Origin of the sequence: Parundibacterium terreum (assembly GCF_014636315.1) — a bacterium.
GTDB lineage: Bacteria > Pseudomonadota > Gammaproteobacteria > Burkholderiales > Burkholderiaceae_D > Undibacterium > Undibacterium terreum.
In genome coordinates, this window is record NZ_BMED01000008.1 from 114,836 (window position 1) to 139,065 (window position 24,230).

Consider the following 24,230-nt stretch of genomic DNA (forward strand, 5'->3'; position numbering starts at 1 on the left):
ATGGCAAACAGGATGGAGCCATATAAGATGGTCCGGGCAAGAGGATTTGAACCTCCGACCCCCTGCTCCCGAAGCAGGTGCGCTACCAGGCTGCGCTATGCCCGGACTGGCTCGTCCACTAGTGTTAGTCCATCACTACAGAAACAGCAGCGTATCCATGCCGCATCAGGCTGACATGCGGCATAGAAAATGGCTGTTGCGATCTAAATCATAATATAACTGGCTTCATCGCCGCCAGTTTATCAGTCAAAATTGTTGCAAGAAAATACAGGGACATGCCGGGCGCGCAGTATAATTATTGCATGCCTATTTTTCTCTCCCATTTTCTCTTTTACCTACGCCTGCGTTTTGCAGTGCAAAAGGCCGCGCAATGTGGATAGATACGCATTGTCATCTCGATGCATCCGAATTTGGCGGCAATTCTGTTGCGGTTGCCGATGATGCGGCACGCAACCACGTATCTGCGATTGTCATTCCCGCCGTCCATCCCAGCAATTTTCAGACGGTGGCGGAGCTGGCGCGCCAGCGCAAGGATTGTTTTTACGCGCTGGGCATACATCCCATGTACGTACCAAGCGCCAAAGAGCAGGATCTGGAAGCCTTGCGTACGCTGGTTGCAAAAACGCTGGAGCAGCAGACGGATCATCCGCGCTTCGTCGCCATAGGCGAGATCGGTCTGGATTTTTTTGTGCCGGAACTGACTGTCAATCCGCTGAAAGAAAAGCAGGAATTCTTCTATACCGAACAGCTTAAAATCGCGCGGGACTTCGATTTGCCGGTGCTGCTGCATGTGCGGCGCTCGCAGGACATCATTCTGAAATACCTGCGCCGCATCAAGGTCGTAGGCGGGATTGCGCACGCATTCAATGGCAGCGAGCAGCAGGCGCAGGCTTTCATCGATATGGGCTTCAAACTGGGTTTTGGCGGTGCAATGACATTCACCCGCGCTTTGCAAATCCGCCGCCTGGCAGCGCAATTGCCGCTGGAAGCGATCGTGCTGGAGACCGATGCGCCCGACATCTCCCCTAGCTGGCTGCATCCCGCTGCGAATAGCCCCGCGGAACTGCCGCGCATAGGTGCAGTACTGGCGGAATTGCGCGGCCTGCCGCTGGAGCAAGTGGCCAGGCAAACCACAGTCAACGCCCATCAGGTTTTGCCGCGCATGCTGCCGGCCCTGCCTGACTGATCCAGGACCGGATGCGCAGCGCCATCATCGCTTTTGTGCTTGGCGCGGCCTTCCTGCAGCAGCAGGCCAGTCTCTTGCAATGGGAATATCTTGGCCTGTTGCTTGCCGCTGTGCTCCTTCTTTTCTTCTCCAGCCTTAAATTCGGCAAGCTCAATGCGTACGTCGGGCTGGCGCTGCGAGCGATTTGCTTTGCGATTGCCGGCTTCGTCTGGGCCAGTGTCTATGCGCATGCCTATCTGGCGCAGGAATTGCCTGCAGAATGGGAGGGGCGCGATGTGGCCGTGATCGGCACCATAGACAGCTTGCCGCATCAGTTTCCGCAAGGCGTGCGTTTCAATTTTGCGGTGGAGCAGATATTGGCCCAAGGGCGGACTGTGCCCGTATTGCCCTTCAAGTTGTCGCTATCCTGGTATTCCAGTTTCGGCAGCCAGGAATTTGGCCCCATAGGGGATGTAAAACCCGGTGAGCGCTGGCAATTCACGGTACGCTTGAAGCGGCCCCACGGCAACGCGAACGAATATGGGTTTGACTACGAAGCCTGGCTACTGGAGCAAAACCTGCGCGCCACCGGCACCGTCCGTTCTGACGAGAACAATGCATGGAAGAACCAGCGCCTGGCGAATTTTGTGTGGAGTTTTGGCAATGCCGTAGAGCTCAGCCGCGCGTGGCTGCGGCAACGTATCAATGTGGCGCTGCCTGATAAGCCATTTGCAGGCGTGCTGGTCGCGCTGGTCGTAGGCGATCAGCGCGAAGTATCCCAATGGTTATCGACAATTAAAACCTGTGGTGGCGAATTTCTTAAGTCATTGATTTTAATGGCAGTAGCAATATCTGTATTTTATGCACTTACATTAAAATCTGTTTTGCACGGTAGCATTGCGTTTTGTCGATTTACAATTAAAACCTGTTGTGACGGGTTCGGCGATTGGCCTTCCTCGAATAGAAAAATCGATACTGGCAAGGTATCGGCTTTTCTATTCGAATTCTCAAACGTTACTCGGATACGTGTTGCGCAAGGCTCAATATTGATTCAAATTTCGACCAGCGGCGTCTTTATAACACTCCGGTAAAAACCACGCGCGTTCTCCATTGTAGTGAATGTGAATGCGAATTTTCTTCACGGAGTTCCCGACCCAAGTTTTCCTACAAGCACCCAGGCGGACCCCTTACTCAATGGGAAAACTTCAAATTTGGAACGACGTTATCCGCCAGCATCTCACACGTTGGTTTGCGATTGACAACGATGCCCTTGGGTGTCCCCTCCAGTGTAGAGATAACCTGGTCAAAACTGATGACCGGCTAGGCCTTAGTGCGTTAGATGTGCAAGACCAAATTCGTGAGAGACTGAATTCAATGAAGTGATTCTATTACCAATGGCCTCGAAATTATACCCGTTGAAAAACTTGGATTGGCCGGCCGCTTTCGCCCGAGGCAAGTAGCTGACCGCGAAAACATTGAATTATTTCTGTGATGGTGAGCGTCAGCTATATCTTGAGGCTGATTGTATTTATTCTTACGAAAGCACTTTCTTAGTATGGTCAATTTTCTGGTTACTGTCGATGACCGGTGCGGATGCCAACTCAATCTTGTCTTTTGCGGTTGCGGCAACTTCTTTATCTACGTATAACTTCTTGATTCCGTACATTTCCTTACGGGCCCATGAAATATATTCGGCGAACTTAACTTCAATGAACTCTGGTTTGACCTGCCGCTGGACCTCACTTCGCTTGGAATCCAATTCGGCACTCAGTTCCTCAAGCGCCATAGAAGTAAGTGAGGCATTCGCGTACCTGTCGCCATAACGCAGCACCGTGCGGATTGTTGCTGAAGCGCTTGCCAGTGCAGTGACGACAATCGCCATTAGCCTCCACCACATTTCGTAATAATTGCCTGATGGGTTGTAAGTGACAAAAGCGGGAGCCGCAACGCCAAGCAAAATTGTCAGTACCGTGAAGAACTGATGCTTCATTTGCATATTTTCTGCTTTGCACTTTAATTCGAATGCCTCGTCGCGTATATCTTTGATGACGGAGACAATCGCATCTTCTTCTGTCATAAGTCCCCCAATTTTGTAGGGCAGCCTTTGTTCGATTAGCTACAATCACTATCCAGCACAATTTTTTTTGGCTATAGGAAATCCCCAAACTAGACAAACGCGGTCAGTCAGTTATCAACTCTCATCTAATGGCTCGGCATGGTATGAAAGGAATCAACAGAAGGAATTAATGTTTTCTGTCGAGAGCGATTCCTTCATTTAGGAATATCGGCGTTGAAAGTTAAACCACTAAAAGTAAAATCGGAAAAACCCCTCCCCACCCGAACCGCTGCCCTAATCTAGGGGCAAGCGATTTTGCTGGTTTAGGCCATTGCATGGCACAACGTTATTGGTCTACGGTATAGCATAAGCGGCCATATTGGCCTACCCCGTGACTGCTTCCTTCAACGGAATATACAGTGATACCTCCAGTATCTAAAAATCCCGCAGGACAGCCCGGTGGCGATGGTAAAGGAAATGGGGCTCGGTCAGTGTATTGAATATTGAAGCGAAACTTATCTAGGCGAGAATTTGTTCGACTAACATTAGAGCTAGTGGTTGTCAGTGACGACTCTAGGATGGCCAAACGTGTTGCTATATCGGCAGCGTCGTCGGTAGCGACTGTTGTCTGCTTCGGAATGTACACGGAATAATTCCCATTGGGAACTATATTAGTAAATAGCGTCACGGTGGCAGTGTCGTAAATGGTGTTTCCCTTTGCATCTTTTGTGCCTGTTCGAGTACACCCTAAACTCACCGTATCATTGTTTGCTAAAGTTACTTTGGTATTTTTATCGAATTTGACAGCAGTAGCGCTTTTAGGCGTTTGCCCATAGCATTGCACGGCCCCTTCAACTTGGATTCCGTTAATGGTCACAGGTCGGTTAAAGCCGGGCGCAACTTGAAAGTTGAAGCTTTGGGCGCTGACCACCTGATGGCGTAATACCACGTTTTGAGCGGCTAACGCCATGCATTGGTCGAAAGACTGATATGCCCGACTAACGGTAGTGACCTTTACAGCCGATTGGTCCGACAGCGCGACGGTGCTGGAATCATAATTCTTACAGAAATTCTTCATCGCTTCTTGAGAGGAACCGTAGGAGCCAGTGAATTTAATTGGAATTGCATCAACCACAGCGTCCAGACCGAGACCAAATTTGCTGCTCTTGGCGGAACCACTTGCCTCGCAATAATTGTCATGAACGGAATTAAGATACTCGGATGAGCTTGTTTGGATTGAATATTCCCTTAACCCATCAGTGATGATTGTTTTGCAAGCATCATATATAGTTTCTGTTTGACCTACTATCGGTGTAAGGGCGAAGGCTGGAAGCAAAAAACTTAGCGCTACTTTTTTCATAAAACCTCCATGTTTTAATGAATACTGAGCTGTTAGCTATTAATTTTAAATTTGCACCAGTTCTGCTTAATCATGTGTTTCCGAACCTTAATAACAATAGTTTACTTTTTTGCAAAATTCAATATTGTTAATTATCTTCTAGGTTTTGTTGTTTTAGAGGACTCAAGTTAATCTAGTGTTAAAGGAAGGACGAGCTCAACATCAAGATGGCAGTAGGGTAAATGATTGTATTTTTGATTTTAATAATTATTTAAAAGCAACATATAATTAAATGGACAGGTCACTACGGAAATCTTGCTTCATTGGATTAATCAAACAGTCACTTGGGGTTGCCACCATTACAATCGGAGGAGCCCAGAAATCGGTTGTGACAATTTCGGCTGTAAAATCTGCAAATTAGATGACTAATAGCAATCAGTTTTGTCGCGTTCCGAACATTTTTTTTGATAGGTTGGACGGATTGTTCAAAGAACTCATAGGACATTGGGAATTATTATGGGTAAGCAGCCAGACAATGGTCAGAACGGTGTTTCGGACTGGGTATTTGAGTACGAAAGGTCACATTCAGCGAACCGTGAATATTCCTATCAGGAGATAACTTCTGACGCGAACATATTTCGACGGTGCCTGAAATCAGAGCGATTCGAAATACGGACGGGAGACGTCAGCGAACCTGACCGCATTCGAACCGACGGAATTCGCGAGCGCTCGGAAATGGCTCAAATGGAACCGCGAAACTACGAAGAAGAAAAATTTTGGTATGGCTGGTCATTCTTTATTCCAGCTAATTATGTAGAGTCGGGAAATGCGCCTGGTACATCGAAGACAGTTGCAATAGCCCAGTTTCATCAGGAACCGTGTGACCACGACGCACAATGGTATCCGGCATTCATGTTCGGGAAGAAATATGATGGCCCTTTTGTATTGAGAGTCTTTCCGACGCATCCTACTTTAGCGCAAGCGGAAATTGAACTGCTTAGCCAAGCGGATTTCGCGGGCAAGTGGCATGACGTCGTTGTCGAAGCAATGTGGAGCACTAGAGGGAATGGCTATTTTCATGTTTGGGTTGATGACGTGCTTAAGCACAAGCACATAGGTCCGACGATGTCAAAAGATAATGTAAGCGTCTATTTTAAATACGGCGTTTATCGTCCATCGACGCCGAAATTACCTGTCACTACAGTCGTTTATTTCGACAAACCAAAACGGGCGAAAACACGCGCCGAGGTTGATATTCGAATGCTCGAAAAAAACTAATTGGTCATTTCTTCTCCAGTACCAACACACCTCGTATAACTGGTTACCCATCGCGAGTTCAGCAGCGCGCTCAACCTGACGATAATTCTGGCGCCCGTGCTATCGCACGTGGAATTAACTGAGGTCAGAGGCGGCCGGCGGATAATGCCATCACGTTGCTGCTGCCGCACCAGTTCCTTCCCTGGCTCGCGCCTCTTGAAATCGCAAGCCTTGTCTGAGTCTAGGGCGAGATGTAAAAGTTTGTCGTAGCTACCCGTTTGTTTGCCCTTGGAAATTTACCAATCATAGTCCACCATTCTAGGCATCATAAGGTCGAAGACTCGCTTGCCCGGTTCGTTGTATGTTGTCAGATAGTCGTGAACGTTGGTGCTCAGTACAGTATTCAGCGTTGAAAAGGCTTGGTCGTAGCCCTGTGGGGGAGGTGTGCCCACATGACGTTGAGTAGACGAGGAACGTCATCATTTCATGGTTGCATGCTCTCGCTTCGCAGTTCCTTTCCATACATCAATACGGGTGATGAAAAGTTTTAAAATAACAATATCGTGGTCCACGAATCATTTGCACAACGGAGTGTTATACACTAAGATATGCAAATGATTCGCGACCAACTACCCCTTGCTAGGCCCTCGCATCGGCACCGAATGGTCAGTGCTGCTAAACGTTTCATACAGGCCAGCCAGGCTATTGGCAAGATATCTTTTACTATCGCGGAACTCTGCAAGGACACGGGGCTGTCAGTGATAGCCGCTCGGGACCAATTAAAGCGCTTGGGAGAACAAGTTGTCAGAGTGTCGCCACGCCAAGATTTTTTTCTCATTGTAAGTCCAGAACAATTTGCTATGGGCGCACCGCCTGCTTCTTGGTGGCTCCACGCTTATTTCCATCAGCAAAAAAGTCCTTACTACCTTGCCTTACTATCGGCTGCCGCTGAATACGAATCATCTCACCAAGCAGTCCAAGTGGTCCAAGTTATTACGGACAAACCTCGCCGAGAGATAAGCGTCGGTCGAATTCGTATTCAGTTTTTTGTTAAAAAAAACATTACGACCGCACAGCAAACTCGACTTCCTAACGCTTTTGCACCTTTGAACGTTAGTACTCCGGAAACAACAGCATTGGACCTCCTAAGATACGCTCATCGCATCGGCGGACTCGGCCGTGCTACCCAGGCCATTCAAGGCATGCTCTCCAAATTCACGAAAGCTGGTCTTCGAATTGCCCTTGATAATGAGAAAGAGGATTCCACTGTTCAGCGCCTAGGCTATGTTCTAGAAACTCTTGAACAACACAAGTTTTATCCTCTAGTAGACCGCCGATTACCACGAGAAGTTAAACGTATCCCGCTTGAACTTCACAAGCAAGATGAGCCAACTCAGACAATACCCTTTTCGAACAGGTGGTCTGTCTTTATCAACGCTGACATAACTGAACTTTCATGACTCCACTTACACGTCAAGACGTATTACTTCATCAAGCACAAGTTCCATGGCCTGTGCTTTATCAAGTGGAGCAAGACCTCCTTCTTTGCAGAGCAATGGTCGCAATCTTCAATGATGACTTTCTTTCGCAGCAAGTCGCGATGCGAGGCGGCACAGTTCTTCATAAGGTTCATTTGGCCCCTGCGTCACGCTATTCTGAGGACATCGACCTCGTGGTAGTTGGAGACCGGCCCGAGGAACACATCCGAGCAGCAATAAAGCGAGTATTGAAGGACGTACTGGGTACCCATCAAACTTGGGGCTGGGAATCGTTGAAACTTGCGGTACGCAACATTGCACAACCCTCGCGTATTCTCCGGGTCATATATCAGGTCCCTTCGGTTATCGACCCAGGGCGAACCTTGAAAATTGAGGTTGAGGCAAATGTCTCTGAGCGGACACCCTTTATGCCCGTCAAGCGATTTCCATTCTCCATCCAATTTCAGGGGGCGGAGTTGTCTACCGAGATACCCTCGTTTGACATTCATGAGATGCTAGGAACTAAAATGCGTGCGTTATTCCAGCGGAAAAAAGGGCGAGACCTCTTTGACCTATACTGGGCTTTGGCGCAAAACACCACGGAACCGGTTAACGGAGTTGATGTCATTAAGTGTTTCCAACACTATATGAATGAGGAAAAAACCACTGTTCCTCGACAAGAGTTTCTAGAACACTTAGATATTCGCTTGAAGGATAGTGGATTTTGCTCAGATATGACTGCCTTGCTACGAGCAGGCTTGGAGTATGACGTGCAATTAGCCGGCACTTACATTCGCGATAACCTTATTATGAGCTTGGATGAGTAATCGCAAGGCATTGCGCATGAACACATAGGTTATTTCAGAGCGCATTTCGATTGATGCACTGTTCACATAGATGCCCATCAGCACGGCCGTCATCTTACCTTGTTCAAGCAGTTCACAATTGCATCCCATCTTCCGTCTTTAAGCCACTTGCGATAGTAGAACCTAGCCAAATTTAATTTATTATCTGGAAAGCTTGTTTTTTGCCACGCTATCCCGCAACCTATTTTCCGAATAAGTGCATCAATCATCGGTCGCAAGTCGAACTTACTACCTTCACGACAATGCGTTTTGCCAGATTCAATGATTGCCGAAACGTCCGACCATTCGTTGTCTGTGAGAGCCCAATCTCCGTTGTCGTGCAAATTGATGGTCGAACTGAGAGTGATACCACCGCACTCGGTACTACCGAGCCTGGGACCGACGTCATTCAAATCGAAGTTTGTCAAACTGTTGGCGGCAAATTCAAAAGGACACTCATCCGTGGCCAACCGCCTTAAGCGGATTTCCGTTACTAAGAAATATTGTCTCGTGCGACGTCCACGGAATATCGCCGACAAGGTTCCTAACGGCAAATCTGCTGATATCAGACCACATAAAGCGTGTCGAAATATGCTATTCCAGAATTTGTTTGCGGAAGGAAAAGACCACATCCATGCGAGGGTACGTCTGTGTCCTTCCGTATAGTAGGGAGATGCGCGCGTACGCCCGTCGGCAGTCGTGGGTGAATGAAGTCGCATGTCCAGAAATTCTACATCAGACGGAACTCCCTTCATGGGTATGCAAAGCCGCTCAAGGCCGGCCGGCGAGAATAAATCCGGAAACACCTTGTGCTTGGGTCGGAAAAACGCATGCATTAGTACCAGGGCTGGTATTAGATACCTAATCCCATTGGATTCAATTTCAAAGACGGAATGACTTTCGTCTATGCCTTGGGGGAAGTCCGCCAGAGCCAAATAGATGGTGGGACGGCATTTCTTCCAGTCGGAAAAGTTGGTCGTAATTCTTATGGAGTCTGAATCGGTCTTAAGGGACAAGTCGGTCAACTCATTAATAGAGCATTTTGCCCGCTCGCCGTCCAGGTCGACTGTCTGCACGCACAACTTCCCGTCTTCGTCCCTCATAAATTTTTCTGCCCACATGATATATCCCAACTTGAAAGGGACATAAGCAATGGCATTGCACTGGCGCGGTCTGTTGGAAGTTCTTTTGAACTCTCTGATGAAGAAAAACAAGTTCTTTCTGAGGATATTAAATTTTGGGCGCAGCAACAGCTTGACGTGCCCAGGGGCGCGATGCAATTTTTTGGACCTTTCAGTAACGTAAAAACGGATATTGATTTTCTAGCTGACTTAATAGAGCTAATGCCGCTCTTACTATTAGATAGAGATACCTGCGACGGATAAAGGTGCACTTGGGTCCACAGATTGCGAAATTTAATTTCAACAAGGATAACTAATGCACTCGGTGCTATTGAAAACGTTTGGTGGTCTGACAAAACAATATTATTTTCGCCAACTATTTTTCGCACTCCTTATTCCCGCACTCATCCTTTCCTTAATGAGTTTGGCCCACGATTCCCGTGGAACGCCATTCAGTTTTTATATTTTCGCCGTTGTAAATACTGGCCTATACCCATATTCGCGCTTCGTATATGAAAGCGTGATTAATTTCATCATTGGGGAAAATGTATTTTATGGAAACGCGATTTTTCTGATGGTCATAAAATTATTTACAATGATGCTGTGCTGGTTTTTTGCTGTATTTATCGCGCCAATCGGCCTGATATACCTCTACTTTTATCACAGTAAGACCGCGAACTAGTCTACTTACTGGCTCTAGCGTTGAGTCTGCATTTGGTCCATGGGTATCCTGCCTAGGTTGCTGGCTTTAATTCTCCGGCTCAAGTAAGGAGTTCGGCGGTGCCTGCCAGCCGAGCAGTGATGCCGCACGCTGAATGACCCAACGCATTTGGGCGGGCGTGCCCCAATTGGTTTCCAATAAGCGGAGGAGGTATAGGTCCAGGATATCGGCTTCTCTCATATGTGCTCGCTTGCCTGCCTTCGTGTCCAAGGAGGCTTCTTTGAACTGCTGGGCTAGGTCCTCGCAATAACACCAGTCGGCGTGCAGTTGGGGAGGAGTTCCTCCAGCCGGGTAAAATTTTCCTTCATATTGCTCAACGACGAACTTGGTTACCGAACCAGGCAGGGTCGAAATAGGACTCGGTCGCGGAAAGCTGTCAGGGACAGCGAATACGTCAGTCACAACGTGGCCCTTTGTCATTGGTGGCAAGCTGTGCACGCAAAATCTTTTGGGCCGTCCGTAGTTTTGGATATTTGAAGCCTTTCCAAGCATCACAAAGAACAGCATTCGCCTCCAGGGGCGAACCTTTTAGCGACTTACCTGAGAGCAGGTCGTCCAGAATGACGAAGGCGGCGGGGGGCAGCCGCGTTGTGGACATCCAACCAGCCAGCAATCTCCTCGGCCCGTTCGGTTTCGGCTGTGCGCGGTGTACGCCATTCCTGGTGCAGGTTGTCAGATACAAACTGGAGGCCGGTCCTTTTAAACAATTCGACGATTTGGTTTTGTTCGAGCAAAGAAGCCCACGACGATGAAATGACATACTGGGGTTTGAACTCGTCATGGAGTGCTCGCAAGTTCGCGCACAAAATGGAATCAAAAATTTGTACCCAAAGGTCGGTGTTGTAATCAAGGTCGTTTTGCCGGAACGCGAGGACGACGGCTGAACCTTTATAGTGGTTGGAAATGGATAACACGTCGTCGAAGTCGAGAAATACTATTGCATTCACTTTGTGCCTCTCATCTTTCAGCAATCTTGAGTGCGAATTCGCACGCCCTTGTAATCAATGATAGTGACAGCAGGGCTTGTTCACAATCGAATTTATTTCCAAATTTCGCAGAAACACTAGAGCGCAAAGCGTAGGCTCAACTCTTATTTGTCACCACTTTTTGGAGCTCAGGTTTATTTGTCACGCGTATCGGCACGCGGGACGTAAAGCATTGATTTCAATGGAATTCGGGTTTTTGAACTTTTTATACGAAGTGGGAGGGAAGATTTGGAGGCAGGAGGAAGATAGGAGTATGGCGTGCTCGTATACTTCATCTCGAACATAGCTGGCAATTCGTTTGGTACGCAGCGAAATCTAGGCGCCATGCGGGTTTCGGAGGACTGGCTCACTTTTTGGAACAGCTTTTATTGAGCGCAAAAGTGTGGCGTGGCTCCATATTCTTTGGGATTTTTAGCGAGCGCCGGTTTATTTGTCACAGCTCAGGTTTTAATTGGAATGCTATACCAATCCGACTGGAAGGTGTTTAACCGCACCGGGATAGGTCATCTGATTTCAATCTCAGGTTTACACATCACCATGGTCGCCGGCCTTTTTGCCGGGCTGGTTTACTGGCTGTGGCGGCGTTCCTTTTTCACTCGCGCGCAATTGCCCTTGCTGCTGCCTGCGCAAAAGGCGGCAGCCGTTGCGGGTGCGCTGATGGCCTTCATCTATGTAGCGCTGGCCGGTTTCGGCGTTCCCGCCCAAAGAACCCTGTATATGCTGATGGTCATAGCAGCAGCGATGTGGCTGGGCCGCCTGACCAGTGTATCGCATGTGCTTTGCCTGGCGCTGGGTATCGTTATTGTTCTGGATCCCTGGGCGGTATTGTGGCCCGGTTTCTGGCTGTCGTTCGGCGCGGTCGCCATCATCTTGTTTGCCGGCGTGGGGCGGGTGCAGTATGTTCAGCAGCATGGATTGAAGCGCCGGTGGAGTGAAGTGTGGCGTGAAGCATGGCGGGCCGCCAGCCATACGCAGTATGTGGTGACGGTGGGGCTGGTGCCGTTGACCTTGTTGCTGTTCGGGCAGATATCGTTGATCAGCCCGGTTGCGAATGCGATTGCGATCCCGCTGGTCAGCTTCGTTGTCACGCCGCTGGCACTGGCCGGCAGCCTGGCGCCTGCGCCGATTGCCGGCTGGCTGCTGCAACTGGCGCATGCCTGCATCGCCTCGCTGGCCACATGCCTGGAGTATTTAAGCAAGTTGTCTTACTCGGTATGGACTACGCCCATCCCGGCAGCATGGATGTTTGTGCTGGCAATGCTGGGCACCTTATGGCTGCTGGCGCCGCGCGGCTGGCCCTCCCGCTGGCTAGGCGCGCTGTGCTGGCTACCGCTGCTGTGCAATCTGCCCAGCCATCCGCAGGAAGGGGATATGACTATCACTGCATTCGATGTCGGGCAGGGCATGGCGCTGCTGGTGGAAACATCCGGCCATCGATTGCTATACGATACCGGTCCGTTCTATTCGCCGGAATCGGATGGCGGCAATCGCGTGATATTGCCCTATCTGGATGCGCGCGGCATAGGCAAGCTGGACGCGGTTGTTATTTCGCATAATGACAACGATCACTCCGGCGGGGCCCTGTCGGTATTCCAGCATGTGAAAGTCGGCTGGGTGACTTCGTCATTGGCTCCGGAGAGCGCCATCGTTGCCGCAGCGCCGAACCACCGGCGCTGCGAGGCGGGGCAGGCCTGGGACTGGGACGGCATCCATTTTGAAATGCTGCAGCCGGCAGCGCCCAGCTACGATAGCCAGAAATGGAAGCCGAATGCCCGTAGCTGCATGCTGAAGATTACGCAGGACCGGCACTCCATCCTGTTGCCTGGCGATATTGAAGCGATCCAGGAGCAGGAATTGTTGTATAGCTCGGCAGATAAACTGCCGGCGACTGTGCTGCTGGCACCCCATCACGGCAGCGGTACGTCTTCGACAGCACCCTTCCTGCAGGCAGTGCACCCTCAGTTGGCCTTATTCCAGGTTGGGTACCGCAATCGCTTCCATCATCCCAAGCTTGAAGTTTTTGAGCGCTATGCTGATTTTGGAATAAAACGTCTAAGAACCGACGAATCCGGTGCAATCACATTACAATTCGGGACTGACCTGGAATTTTCCGAATATCGCAGCGAGCATGCCCGCTATTGGTATCACCGTTGAAAGAAGGTGTTTTTCATGCTCTGTCCCTTGTGTTGGACAGGATATGCAAGCGCATCGTAGCCAGATTTTTAAGAGCATCAACACTGAATTCCTTTATTTATGTCCTCAGATTCTGCAAAACCCATCCTGCATTTTGTACACGCCAACAGCTTCCCGGCGGGCACCTACCGCGTATTTTTTGATCACCTGGCGCCGCATTATGATGTGCAGGCGCTCGACATGCATGCGCACAACCCTCAATATCCTGTCACGGACGGCTGGGGCAAGCTGGTGCAGGAGCTGATCGATACGCTGGCCGCGCGCTACCAGCAGCCGGTGATCCTGGTGGGGCATTCGCTGGGCGGCATCCTGTCATTGATCGCAGCCAAGGCCCGGCCCGATCTCGTGCGTTGCGTTGTGATGCTGGATTCGCCGGTGGTCAGTGGCTGGAAGGCGCTGGCACTGCGATTTTTCAAAATACTGGGTGTCGATAAAAAATTCTCTCCTGCGCAATTTTCGGAAAAACGTCGGAATATGTGGAAAAGCGCAGAAGCGGCCTATCAGCACTTTGCGGCAAAAGAGATGTTTGCGATCTGGCCGACAGAAGTCCTGTGGGACTACATACACGCTGGGGTTGTGCCACATTCGGATGGTGTGACTTTGCGGTTTACGCGCGAAATTGAGACTGCTATCTATATGAGCCTGCCGGACCGCCTGGGCTACATCCTGCGTAAGCCCTATCCCGTGCCCATCGGTTTTGTCGGCGGTACCGAGTCAATAGAGTGCCGGCAGGCCGGTCTGGAAGCTACCAAAAAGTTGGTAGGCGATAAATTTGTACGGATTGCCGGCGGCCACCTGATACCGATGGAGGTGCCGGCACAGACTGCCGCCGCCACCCATGCCATGATACAGAACTTGATTTAAGGAAATACAGCATGCAAAAAAATAGCTTGAGCAAGCTCCTTGCGGCCAGCTTCGCCTTTGTCTCCATTTCATCTTTCGCCCAATCTGTGCTGCCATCCTGGCAGGAATATCAGGATGTGCGTGCCAAGGGTATATCGGTCTGGCAGCTGGATATAGAAAACGACAGCCTGCTATTCAATGACAAGGATGGTTTTTATACCAGCGGGGTGCGTCTTGGACAGCGCAATGTGTTCAATACACAGAGTACGTCCACCATTTACGGCTGGCGCATAGGGCAGGAGTTGTATACCGCGTCGGATACCAAGCTGCTGCCTTCGCAATTGTCGCCGCGCGATCATCCTTATGCCGGCTGGCTGTTCGGCGGCATTTATAAAGAGTCCGCAGATGCCAATGGCCGCAGTTTCAGGCTGGGGCTGGATATTGGCTGCCTGGGCCCTTGTGCCGGCGGCGATTGGGCGCAGACGCATTTGCACCGCTTATTGCATCAGCCGCTGCCGCAAGGCTGGAGTACGCAACTGGGTAATGAATGGGGCGCGGTGTTTTCAGGCGAGTGGTCGCCGCTGCGCTGGACACCGGCTTCCTATATGGATGTTACCCCTGTCATCAAGGGCCGTTTCGGCAACATCTTTACCGATGCGGCAGCGGGAGTGACAGTCCGTGCAGGGGTGCTGAACGCATTGCCGGAGCAAAGGGCGAACTATGCATTCGCGAGGGTGGAAGCCAAGGCGGTAGCATATAACGCTACCATCCAGGGTGGGTATTTCGCCAATGAGCACACGCTGGTCGATCCCAAAAGGGGCGTCGGCGAGCTGGAGCTGGGCTACGTGTGGCGGGGTGAACAATTTGGCGTGAATGTCTCCATCGTCCGCAGGAGCAATGAAATCCGCCAGTTGACGAATGGCGAGGGTGCACAGAATTTTGCCAAAATACTATTTTCCTATGCCCTATAGGCAAGCCCTGCCGGCATAAAAGCCGAGGAAAAATTGTGAGGGGAATTCGCTTTGGTGTATAATTCGAATTTCCCGCTTGTGCCGTCTGGCACCTTCTGCAATGACTAAGTTTGTGTTCGTTACCGGGGGCGTTGTCTCCTCTCTAGGCAAGGGCATTGCCGCTGCCTCTCTCGCTGCGATTCTTGAATCGCGCGGTCTCAAAGTCACCATGCTGAAACTCGATCCCTACATCAATGTGGATCCGGGTACCATGAGTCCTTTCCAGCATGGCGAAGTGTTTGTCACCGATGACGGCGCCGAAACTGATCTGGATCTGGGTCACTACGAGCGTTTCATCACGGCCAAAATGCGCAAGGTGAATAACTTCACCACCGGCCAGATTTATGAGTCCGTGATCCGCAAAGAACGCCGTGGCGAATACCTGGGCAAGACCGTGCAGGTCATCCCGCATATCACCAACGAAATCCAGGATTACATTCATCGCGGTGCGAACGGTTTTGACGTTGCGCTGGTTGAAATCGGCGGTACTGTCGGCGATATCGAATCCCTGCCTTTCCTGGAAGCAGCACGTCAATTGAGTCTGCGTGCAGGCCGCAATGCGGCAGCTTTCGTGCATCTGACGCTGGTGCCTTACCTGGCGTCTGCCGGCGAACTGAAAACCAAGCCTACTCAGCATAGCGTACAAAAACTGCGCGAGATCGGTATCTCGCCGGATGCACTGCTGTGCCGTGCGGACCGCCGTATCCCGGATGATGAGCGCGCGAAAATTTCGCTGTTCTCGAATGTGCCTGAAGATGGCGTGATCTCCGTATGGGATGCCGACACCATCTACAAGATTCCTCAGATGCTGCATGACCAGGGGCTGGACGCGATCGTTTGCGAAAAGCTGGGCCTGTCGCCAAAACCGGCAAATCTGGAAATGTGGGACAAGCTGATCTACGCGCTGGAAAATCCTAAGGAAGAAGTAACGATAGGCATGGTCGGCAAGTATGTCGATCTGACTGAATCCTACAAATCCTTGACCGAAGCTCTGCGCCATGCCGGTATTCATACCGAAAGCCGTGTCAACATCGAATACGTCGATTCGGAAGAGATCGAAGCGCACGGTACCAAGGCGCTGGAAAAATACGATGCGATCCTGGTTCCTGGCGGTTTCGGCAAGCGCGGTGTGGAAGGCAAGATCGTTGCCGCTCGCTTTGCACGCGAAAACAAGATCCCTTACCTCGGCATCTGTCTCGGTATGCAAGTTGCACTGATTGAATATGCGCGTAACAAAGCCGGCCTGACTGTTGCCAACTCGACCGAGTTCGATCTGGAAACTGAACAGCCTGTGGTTGCCCTGATCAATGAATGGCAAAACCATGACGGCAAGGTAGAAACCCGTGACGAGAATTCGGATCTGGGCGGCACCATGCGTCTGGGCGCGCAAACCTGCGCGGTCAAGCCGGGTACGCTGGCATCGGAAATCTACGGCAATGTTGTGACTGAGCGCCATCGTCATCGCTATGAGGCAAACAACCATTATCTGGGCCGCGTGGAGCAGGCCGGTTTGATCGTGTCCGCACGCACACCGACCGAAGACCTGTGCGAGATCATGGAATTGCCGCGTGATGTGCATCCTTGGTACCTGGGCGTGCAATATCACCCTGAGTTCAAGTCCACGCCACGCGACGGTCATCCCTTGTTTATCTCGTTTGCCAAAGCTGCGCTGGCGCACAAGCAAGCTGCCAAGGCAGACAAGTAAGAGTCAGGTTTTGTGGGTGTGAGCTTGGCTCGCTGGTTTGCCGACGGAAAAGTACCCGCATCCAAATCTGGCCAGGACCAAATCCTAAGCCCCAATGCTCAATCTTGGGGCTTAGGAAAAAATGAATGCCCACGCTGATCGAAGTTGATCGCGGTCGGGGAAACTGGCTTCCCGGAATCCGGTTTCGCATACGCAGTACATCAGTGAAGTAGCAAAGTAGAACAGATGGATGTCCCTTCTTCTTGGACTTTAAGAAAAGAAGGTGAGAGTAAAAAAGCTTTTGAGTTCGTCGAACCGGGGAAGATTGTCCGACAAGGAGCCCCGCCAGCATCAAAGATCAAATGCACCTTTATCTCGCAGCCAGCCCGGACCAGGGCTAGAGACACGCAGACACAGATAGAAATAAGAATTTTATTATTGCATTGTTTAGGAGAATTGAATGAGTGCTATCGTTGATATTATCGGTCGTGAAATTATTGATTCACGCGGCAATCCAACAGTGGAATGTGATGTCCTGCTTGAATCTGGCGTAATGGGACGTGCTGCAGTGCCGTCCGGCGCATCGACCGGCTCCCGCGAAGCAATCGAACTGCGTGATGGCGATAAATCACGTTATCTGGGCAAGGGCGTATTGAAAGCCTGCGAGCATATCAATACCGAGATCGCTGAAGCGATCATGGGCCTGGATGCAAATGAACAGGCTTTCCTGGACCGCACGCTGATCGACCTGGACGGTACGGAAAACAAGAGCCGCCTGGGTGCGAATGCAATGCTGGCGGTATCCATGGCGGTTGCCAAGGCTGCTGCTGAAGAAGCCGGCCTGCCTTTGTACCGCTATTTCGGCGGCTCCGGTGCGATGCAGTTGCCTGTGCCTATGATGAACGTGATCAATGGTGGCGCCCACGCCGACAACAACCTGGATATCCAGGAATTCATGATCATCCCGGTCGGCGCGCCAACTTTCCGCGAAGCCGTACGTTATGGCGCGGAAGTGTTTCATGCATTGAAAAAAATCCTGCAAGAGAAAAAATTGACGACTTCGGTTGGCGATGAAGGCGGTTTTGCTCCTTCCGTGGAAAACCACGAAGCGGCGATCAAGCTGATCATCCAGGCGATTGAAGCTGCCGGCTACGAGCCAGGCACACAAATCGCGCTGGGCCTGGATTGCGCAGCCAGCGAATTCTACAAAGACGGCAAATACCACCTGGAAGGCGAAGGACTGACATTGTCGTCCGCTGACTTTACCAACCTGCTGGCGACCTGGGTCGACAAATACCCTATCATCTCCATCGAAGATGCGATGGCAGAAAACGATTGGGAAGGCTGGGCAACGCTGACTGAAGTGCTGGGCAAGAAAGTGCAATTGGTGGGCGACGACCTGTTCGTGACCAACACCAAGATCCTGCGCGAAGGCATACAAAAAGGTATCGCCAACTCCATCCTGATCAAGATCAACCAGATCGGCACCCTGACCGAGACTTTTGCTGCGATAGAAATGGCAAAACGCGCGGGCTACACAGCAGTGATCTCGCACCGCTCCGGTGAGACCGAAGACAGCACTATCGCCGATATCGCAGTGGGCACCAATGCATTGCAAATTAAGACAGGCTCTTTGTCCCGTTCCGATCGTATGGCAAAATACAACCAATTATTGCGCATCGAAGAAGATCTGGGCGAAATCGCCAGCTATCCAGGACGTGAAGCGTTTTATAATCTGAAGTAAGTTTCAATGAGAAGGGGGAACGCAGTTCCCCCTTTTTTTGAGTTTCCCTGTTTCTGGGATTTTCCTGTTTCTTGGATATGTGGTTGTTGAATGCGTCTGATTGCGCTGGCACTTGCTACCCTGTTACTGCTGATTCAGTACCCGCTATGGCTGGGTAAGGGCGGCTGGCTGCGCGTTTGGGAATTGGACCGGCAAGTCACGCAAGTGCAAAGCCATAACGATGGCCTGAAAGAGCGCAACAGCAAGCTGGAATCTGAAGTGGAAGACTTGAAGACGGGTACTGGCGCAGTGGAAGAGCGGGCCCGTTTTGAACTGGGCATGATCAAGAAGGATGAGATCTTTGTGCAGATACTGGATGCCGGCACAGCATCGCTACCGTCTGCTCCACCCGCAGCATCTGCCACTCCCAAGCATTAAAGAAGCATAAAAAATGCCGCAATGATTAAAAATCATTGCGGCATTTTTATTTGCGAGACGCTTCGTTGCTAGTGTTTGCTATCGCTGGCCGTTGTAGTGGCTTCTGCCAGCGTGGCTGCTACAAACAACTGTGCGCAATCTACCTTGTCAAAGCCGTAGTGCTTGCCGCAGAAGTCGCAGTTGATATCCAGCCTGCCGAGTTCATTGACGGCGGTATTCACTTCTTCCTGGCCCAGCATTTTCAGCATATTGCCGACTTTTTCGCGCGAGCAATTGCACTGGAAGCTGGGGTGCAGCGGATCGAAGACGCGTATGGTTTCTTCCCAAAACAGGCGATGCAACAGCGTGTTGATATCGGTATCCAGCAACTCTTGCTGCTTCAGCGTGCTACCCAAGGTGACCGCACGGTTCCAGGCTTCGGTCTCGTCTTCAACCGTCGCCTCGATACCGCCGGTCTTGGGCAGTTTTTGCAGCAGCATGCCGCGCGAAATCTGGTCGTTCGACGCCAGCCACAGCTTGGTATCCAGCTGTTCCGAGCGCGCCATATAGTTTTCAATAATGACGGCCACCGTATCGCCGTCCAGCGGCACGATACCCTGGTAGGCTTGCTGGCCCGGCAGTTTATTGTTTGGATCCAGCGTGATGACGAAGCGGCCATTGCCGTGCGCATGCACCAGTTCTGCCAATCCCGCTCCGTCGGCGATTACCGCATCGGGTGCCAGCTTGGCGGTTGCGCGTATATGCAGTTCTGCATCGCACTCCACCACCAGCAGCTTGACCGGGCCGTCACCATGAATTTGCATGACCATGGTGCCGTCAAACTTCAGGTTGGCACTCAGCAGCGCAGATGCGGCCACCAGCTCACCCAGGATGACCTTCACCGCCTGAGGGTATTGCTGATGCGACAAAATCTGTTGCCAGGTGTCGGAAATTTCCACCAGTTCGCCGCGTACGCCTGCGTGCTCGAACATGAATTTTTGTAAAGTATCTATCATTATTTTTTAGCCAATTCTTTTTAATTGGGTCTTGAAAGCCTGACCGCGACTTACGTAATTTTGGGTGTTTCCTTGAATACGCAAGATGTCTTCATCAGTTAAAGTTCTGATGGCCTTGGCGGGAGCGCCGACGATCAGCGAGTTATCTGGAAATTCCTTGCCCTCAGTAACCAGCGCACCGGCACCGACCAGGCAATTCTTACCTATTTTTGCGCCATTCAGTATCACTGCTTGTATGCCTATCAGGGAGCCGTCGCCGATAGTGCAGCCATGCAACATTGCCTGATGCCCAACCGTGACATTTTTACCAACAAGCAGCGGATGTCCGGGGTCCGTATGCAGTACGCAGCCTTCCTGCACATTGCTGTTTTCACCTATGGTGATCAATTCATTGTCGCCCCGCAGCGTTACTCCAAACCAGACACTGGCATTGGCCTCCACTTTGACCTTGCCTATCAGCGTTGCGCTGTCTGTAATATAGGCTGAGGGATCGATTTCTGGAGCAACATCACCTAATTGGTATATGGCCATGGGATTCTTCCGTAAAATAGAGGGGTATGGCGATCAATTTGCCTTAACCCTCTATTTTAACGCTCTTGGTATGAACTCACAGTCTTCCGCAGTAAATTCGTCTTCCAGCACCCCTGGCACTGAGTTGCGCCAGGCAGCGCTGTTCTGGCTATCGCAGACGGATGCCCGGCAGAAGGCCGCAGGGGTGCGTGCGTTGCGGGACAGTTGGCTGCAGGGTGAATTGAGCCTGGACAGTAATGCCATTATCGCTGAAACGGATAATATCCCCGGCAGGCCGGCCAAGCCCGATCTGGTGGCGCCACTGGATGTGAAGCGGCGTGCAATGAATACGGTGGAAGGGCGCGCTGCACTGATCCATGCATTGGCCCACATAGAGTTCAATGCAATCAACCTGGCGCTGGATGCGCTGTGGCGCTTCCCCGGTATGCCGGCCGGCTACTATAGCGACTGGCTGCAGGTGGCGCAGGAGGAGGCCTACCATTTCAGCCTGCTGGCAGATCACCTGATCGCGCTGGGTTTCCAGTATGGTGAATTCTCGGCGCACAATAGCCTGTGGGAATTGACAGAAAGAACCGCCGGCGACGTACTGGCAAGGATGGCATTGGTACCCAGGACGATGGAGGCGCGCGGCCTGGATGCGACGCCGGCTGTGCGCGCCAAGCTGGCGCAAGCCGGTGACAAGGCGGCAGCAGAGATCCTGGATATCATCCTGCGCGATGAAATCGGCCATGTAGGCATAGGCAATCGCTGGTTTGCCTATTTATGCGAGCAGCGCGGCCTGGACCTGCTGGCTGCCTATGATCAGCTAGCCAAACAATACAGGGCGCCGCAAATGCGGCCTCCATTCAATATCGAGGCCAGGAGAGCTGCCGGGTTTAGCGAGGCGGAGCTAAAAATCCTGCAGGCCTGATGCAAAGCCTGGCGCAGCAGTTAAAGATGCGTTAAATATACGTTAAAGATGCCGTAGCGATGGCCGTTACCAGAACAAGTTCTTGATCGGAGCAATGCATGAGTCATAAAACGATGTGGATGGCCCTGGGCGCTGTGTTGGCAATGTCCGCGGCGCTTGGCGCACAAGCCCAGCAGCCCGTGGCCAAGCCTGCAACGACGCCCGCCACATCGGAAGTGGAGGTGATGCCGATAGCTCCGATGGAGCCCGAAGAGGCCAAGCCGCTTTTGCCGCTGTATAAGAAAAAACTGGTTACCAGCGCATTTAATATCGATGAGCCTGCACAGGTGGCGGATATCAACGATATTGCCAGGGGCTTTCCCAGAGAGCTGGCGGAGCGCTTGCAGCGGTCCGGTAAATTCCTGGTCAGGAAGGCGGATACTTTCCTTGGGTCCGGTATGCGTGGAGACACGCCGTCACTGAAGATGATACGGCAGATGGCCGATGCAAATGATAGCCAACTGGTTGTATCCGGCACGGTCAGGAGCGCAGAAGCTTCGGTTGAAAAGAAATACCTGGGCCTGTGGAATACCGATCAGCGTGATATAGAGATCGATCTGGTGATTTACGATGGCGCGACCGGCAGCCAGATAGCAGAACATCGGGTGGAAAAACGCGTGAAGAAGGATGTCCTGGTCGGCCGGGAAAAGTCTTTCGGCAGCAAGAATTTCTTTTCCACCAGCCTGGGCAAGGCAATCGATACCATGCTGGATCAACTGGTGGAGGAAGTTGATGTTGACCTGACCGATGTTCCCCTGTCGGCAAAGGTGTTACGCGTTAATAACGGGCAAATCATCCTCGACGCAGGCGCCAGCTCGGCAATTGCTGCAGGTGATGTGCTGGCGGTCTACAGGCTGAAAAATGAAATGCCGATAACGACTGCGCAGCAAGCGATATTTGGCACAACGGAAACGCGCGTAGGCACGGTTTCCATCGCGCAGGTGCAACCGCTGTTCTCCATTGGCGAACTGTCTGTGGAAGCGAGGGCAAGCGGGATACGCGCCGGGGATATCGTCCGCGCGGAACCCAAGGTAGAGGCGAGGGCGCAGTGAAAGGACAAGGAGCCTTGTACTCTTTGCCCCCTGGCTCCTACCGCACTCTTTAGTTTGTTTCTTTGCTACGCTCCTCTTCGCGCAAGCGCAATACCCGTCTTTGCACCTTGCCCGTGGTGGTCATCGGCAGCGCATCGATGAACTCAATTTCCTTCGGATATTCATACGGCGCCAGCTTGCCGCGCACATGGGCCTGCAATTCCGCCACCAGCTTGTCGTCGCCCCGGTAGCCTGCGCTCAGAACGATATACGCCTTGACCAGGTTGCCGCGTTCCTTGTCCGGCTTGGGCACCACGGCCACATTCACCACCGCCGGATGCTTGACCAGGCAGTTTTCGATTTCCGACGGGCCTATGCGATAACCCGCGGCCTTGAACATGTCATCAGCGCGGCCCTGATACCACAGGTAGCCATCCGCATCGCGCAGCGCCAGGTCGCCGGTACGGCACCAGTCGCCGGTAAATTTATTACGAGTAGCTTCCGGGTTCTTCCAGTAGCCGAGGAAGAAAACCGGGTCCGGCGTACCGTGGATATCCAGCCTTTGCATTGCCACTTCTCCACTTTGATTAATGCCGACCTCATTGCCATCGTCGTCGATGACAGACACCCTGTGCCCAGGATAGGGGCGGCCCATACTGCCGGGCTTGGCCGGCCATTGCTGCACGCTATTGCCGACGATGTAATTCATTTCTGTCTGGCCGAACATTTCATTCGGTGTGACGCCAAGTGCGGTCTGGCACCAGCCGAATACCGTGTCTCCCACTGCTTCGCCGGCACTCATGATTGCGCGCAGGCTCAGCTTGTATTGCTCGCGCGGTTGCGGACAAGCCTTCATCATCATTTTCAAAGCGGTGGGAAACAGGAAGGTATTGGTGACCGCATATTTCTGCATCAGGTAAAACGCAGTGTCGGCCGAAAAGCGGCCCTGGTAGCCGACTATAGGTTTGCCGAAGTAGAGCGTCGGCAGCAGCGCATCCATCAGGCCGCCGGTCCAGGCCCAGTCGGCGGGGGACCAGAATACATCACGCTCTTGCGGAAACCAGTTCTGCGAAGCGACAAAGCCGGTCAGGTTGCCGATGATGGCCGACTGCGGCAATAGCGCTCCTTTCGGCGCACCTGTGGTGCCGCTGGTATAGATCAGGATGGCAGGATCCGTGGCCTTGGTAATGGCAGCGCTAAATGTCTGCGGCATCGCATCCATGTGCTGATGCCAGTCCAGCGCATTCTCCAAGCTGCAATCCAGAGCAACGACAGTTTTTACGGTAGGGCAGGCTGGACGGATTTGCTGGAAAGCTTCCGCACCGCTTTGATCGACGATCAGCGCCACGGCCTCGCTATGCTGCAGCCGGTATTCGAGCGCTTCCGGCCCGAACAGAAAGGACAGCGGCATGGCGATTGCGCCCAGTTGCAGGCAAGCCATCATCGTCGCAGCAGTTTCCGGGCGTTGCGGCAAGATGCAGGCGACTACGTCGCCGCGTTGTACGCCTTGCCGGCTAAGCAACTGGGATAGCTGGTTTGCCTTTTGTTGCAGCTCCGTATAGCTCAGCGTTGCTGTATTTCCCTCTGCATCCTCGAAATACACTGCGATATTGTTCGCTGTGGCGGGGTCATTGGCCCAGCGATGGCAGCATGCTTGGGCAATATTGAAATCGGCGGGAACTTCCCATCGGAAATCCCGGTAAAGCTCCTCGTAATGATCCGGCTGTGCCTGATTGCTTGTAGGGGATATCTGCCTGGTCATCGTGTCTCCGGTATAATTATCGAACGGTCGTTCTTTTGTCTGTGTTCCATCTGTATAAAAACTAAATCAAAGCGGCCTTTACCATTGCCACGGCCCTGGTTGC

Annotated in this window: 21 protein-coding genes and 1 tRNA gene; 13 read left to right on the top strand and 9 right to left on the bottom strand. The window is 51.8% G+C overall.

The window, feature by feature from the left end:
• Window positions 1–28: 28 nt before the first annotated feature.
• A tRNA-Pro gene (locus tag IEW12_RS26920) sits at window positions 29–105 on the bottom strand.
• 265 nt (window positions 106–370) lie between these two features.
• Here IEW12_RS26920 and IEW12_RS26925 point away from each other — a divergent pair.
• Both IEW12_RS26925 and IEW12_RS26930 read left to right on the top strand, forming a co-directional pair.
• Window positions 371–1,186 carry a TatD family hydrolase gene (locus IEW12_RS26925; protein WP_188569236.1) on the top strand — a complete coding sequence of 272 codons (816 nt, stop codon included), beginning with the start codon at window positions 371–373 and terminating at the stop codon, window positions 1,184–1,186.
• 11 nt (window positions 1,187–1,197) lie between these two features.
• A complete protein-coding gene (locus IEW12_RS26930; RefSeq protein WP_188569237.1) occupies window positions 1,198–2,256 on the top strand; it encodes a ComEC/Rec2 family competence protein in 1,059 nt (352 codons plus the stop codon).
• Between the two features lie 443 nt (window positions 2,257–2,699).
• Here the strand turns inward: IEW12_RS26930 and IEW12_RS26935 are convergent, their stop codons facing one another.
• Window positions 2,700–3,242: a DUF4231 domain-containing protein gene (locus IEW12_RS26935; RefSeq protein WP_188569238.1), complete on the bottom strand. Its 543-nt coding sequence runs from the start codon at window positions 3,240–3,242 to the stop codon at window positions 2,700–2,702.
• A gap of 325 nt (window positions 3,243–3,567) precedes the next feature.
• Window positions 3,568–4,581, bottom strand: a complete 1,014-nt coding sequence (locus tag IEW12_RS26940; protein WP_188569239.1) for a hypothetical protein — start codon at window positions 4,579–4,581, stop codon at window positions 3,568–3,570.
• A 495-nt stretch (window positions 4,582–5,076) separates the two neighbouring features.
• On the opposite strand from IEW12_RS26940, the gene IEW12_RS26945 reads away from it, so the two are divergent.
• From IEW12_RS26945 to IEW12_RS26955, 3 genes are all read left to right on the top strand, one after another.
• On the top strand, window positions 5,077–5,838 hold the full coding sequence (locus tag IEW12_RS26945; RefSeq protein ID WP_188569240.1) for a polysaccharide lyase family 20 protein: 762 nt from the start codon (window positions 5,077–5,079) through the stop codon (window positions 5,836–5,838).
• 641 nt (window positions 5,839–6,479) lie between these two features.
• Window positions 6,480–7,277: a type IV toxin-antitoxin system AbiEi family antitoxin domain-containing protein gene (locus IEW12_RS26950; protein WP_188569241.1), complete on the top strand. Its 798-nt coding sequence runs from the start codon at window positions 6,480–6,482 to the stop codon at window positions 7,275–7,277.
• On the top strand, window positions 7,274–8,122 hold the full coding sequence (locus tag IEW12_RS26955; protein WP_188569242.1) for a nucleotidyl transferase AbiEii/AbiGii toxin family protein: 849 nt from the start codon (window positions 7,274–7,276) through the stop codon (window positions 8,120–8,122). The genes IEW12_RS26950 and IEW12_RS26955 overlap by 4 nt, the downstream gene beginning before the upstream one ends.
• 89 nt (window positions 8,123–8,211) lie before the next feature.
• Here the strand turns inward: IEW12_RS26955 and IEW12_RS26960 are convergent, their stop codons facing one another.
• The 3 genes from IEW12_RS26960 to IEW12_RS26970 all read right to left on the bottom strand — a co-directional run bounded on the left by IEW12_RS26960 (window position 8,212) and on the right by IEW12_RS26970 (window position 10,929).
• A complete protein-coding gene (locus IEW12_RS26960; protein ID WP_188569243.1) occupies window positions 8,212–9,261 on the bottom strand; it encodes a transposase in 1,050 nt (349 codons plus the stop codon).
• Window positions 9,262–10,009: 748 nt separating this feature from the next.
• Window positions 10,010–10,489: a hypothetical protein gene (locus IEW12_RS26965; RefSeq protein WP_188569244.1), complete on the bottom strand. Its 480-nt coding sequence runs from the start codon at window positions 10,487–10,489 to the stop codon at window positions 10,010–10,012.
• A 29-nt stretch (window positions 10,490–10,518) separates the two neighbouring features.
• Window positions 10,519–10,929, bottom strand: a complete 411-nt coding sequence (locus IEW12_RS26970; RefSeq protein WP_188569245.1) for an HAD domain-containing protein — start codon at window positions 10,927–10,929, stop codon at window positions 10,519–10,521.
• Between the two features lie 495 nt (window positions 10,930–11,424).
• Between IEW12_RS26970 and IEW12_RS26975 the strand changes: the two genes are divergently transcribed.
• From IEW12_RS26975 to ftsB, 6 genes are all read left to right on the top strand, one after another.
• Entirely contained in the window at window positions 11,425–13,122 is a 1,698-nt protein-coding gene (locus IEW12_RS26975; protein WP_188569246.1) for a DNA internalization-related competence protein ComEC/Rec2, read from the top strand.
• Between the two features lie 99 nt (window positions 13,123–13,221).
• The gene (locus IEW12_RS26980; RefSeq protein ID WP_188569247.1) at window positions 13,222–14,025 is read left to right on the top strand and encodes an alpha/beta fold hydrolase; all 804 of its coding nucleotides are present in this window, start codon (window positions 13,222–13,224) and stop codon (window positions 14,023–14,025) included.
• 11 nt (window positions 14,026–14,036) lie between these two features.
• On the top strand, window positions 14,037–14,975 hold the full coding sequence (locus IEW12_RS26985; protein ID WP_188569248.1) for a lipid A deacylase LpxR family protein: 939 nt from the start codon (window positions 14,037–14,039) through the stop codon (window positions 14,973–14,975).
• A gap of 100 nt (window positions 14,976–15,075) precedes the next feature.
• The gene (gene pyrG / locus IEW12_RS26990; protein ID WP_188569249.1) at window positions 15,076–16,719 is read left to right on the top strand and encodes a CTP synthase; all 1,644 of its coding nucleotides are present in this window, start codon (window positions 15,076–15,078) and stop codon (window positions 16,717–16,719) included.
• A 439-nt stretch (window positions 16,720–17,158) separates the two neighbouring features.
• Window positions 17,159–18,442, top strand: a complete 1,284-nt coding sequence (gene eno / locus IEW12_RS26995) for a phosphopyruvate hydratase (RefSeq protein WP_188569250.1) — start codon at window positions 17,159–17,161, stop codon at window positions 18,440–18,442.
• Between the two features lie 90 nt (window positions 18,443–18,532).
• Window positions 18,533–18,859, top strand: a complete 327-nt coding sequence (ftsB, locus tag IEW12_RS27000; RefSeq protein WP_188569251.1) for a cell division protein FtsB — start codon at window positions 18,533–18,535, stop codon at window positions 18,857–18,859.
• Window positions 18,860–18,927: 68 nt separating this feature from the next.
• Here the strand turns inward: ftsB and hslO are convergent, their stop codons facing one another.
• Together hslO and IEW12_RS27010 are read right to left on the bottom strand one after the other, a co-directional pair.
• Entirely contained in the window at window positions 18,928–19,854 is a 927-nt protein-coding gene (gene hslO, locus IEW12_RS27005) for an Hsp33 family molecular chaperone HslO (protein WP_188569252.1), read from the bottom strand.
• 6 nt (window positions 19,855–19,860) lie between these two features.
• On the bottom strand, window positions 19,861–20,385 hold the full coding sequence (locus IEW12_RS27010; protein ID WP_188569253.1) for a gamma carbonic anhydrase family protein: 525 nt from the start codon (window positions 20,383–20,385) through the stop codon (window positions 19,861–19,863).
• Between the two features lie 70 nt (window positions 20,386–20,455).
• Between IEW12_RS27010 and IEW12_RS27015 the strand changes: the two genes are divergently transcribed.
• Entirely contained in the window at window positions 20,456–21,295 is an 840-nt protein-coding gene (locus IEW12_RS27015) for a ferritin-like domain-containing protein (protein ID WP_188569254.1), read from the top strand.
• A 98-nt stretch (window positions 21,296–21,393) separates the two neighbouring features.
• Window positions 21,394–22,386: a flagella assembly protein FlgT middle domain-containing protein gene (locus tag IEW12_RS27020; protein ID WP_188569255.1), complete on the top strand. Its 993-nt coding sequence runs from the start codon at window positions 21,394–21,396 to the stop codon at window positions 22,384–22,386.
• Window positions 22,387–22,435: 49 nt separating this feature from the next.
• Here IEW12_RS27020 and IEW12_RS27025 read toward each other — a convergent pair whose 3' ends face one another.
• Complete coding sequence (locus IEW12_RS27025) at window positions 22,436–24,127, bottom strand: acetate--CoA ligase (protein WP_188569256.1); 1,692 nt, start codon at window positions 24,125–24,127, stop codon at window positions 22,436–22,438.
• Between the last annotated feature and the right edge of the window lie 103 nt (window positions 24,128–24,230).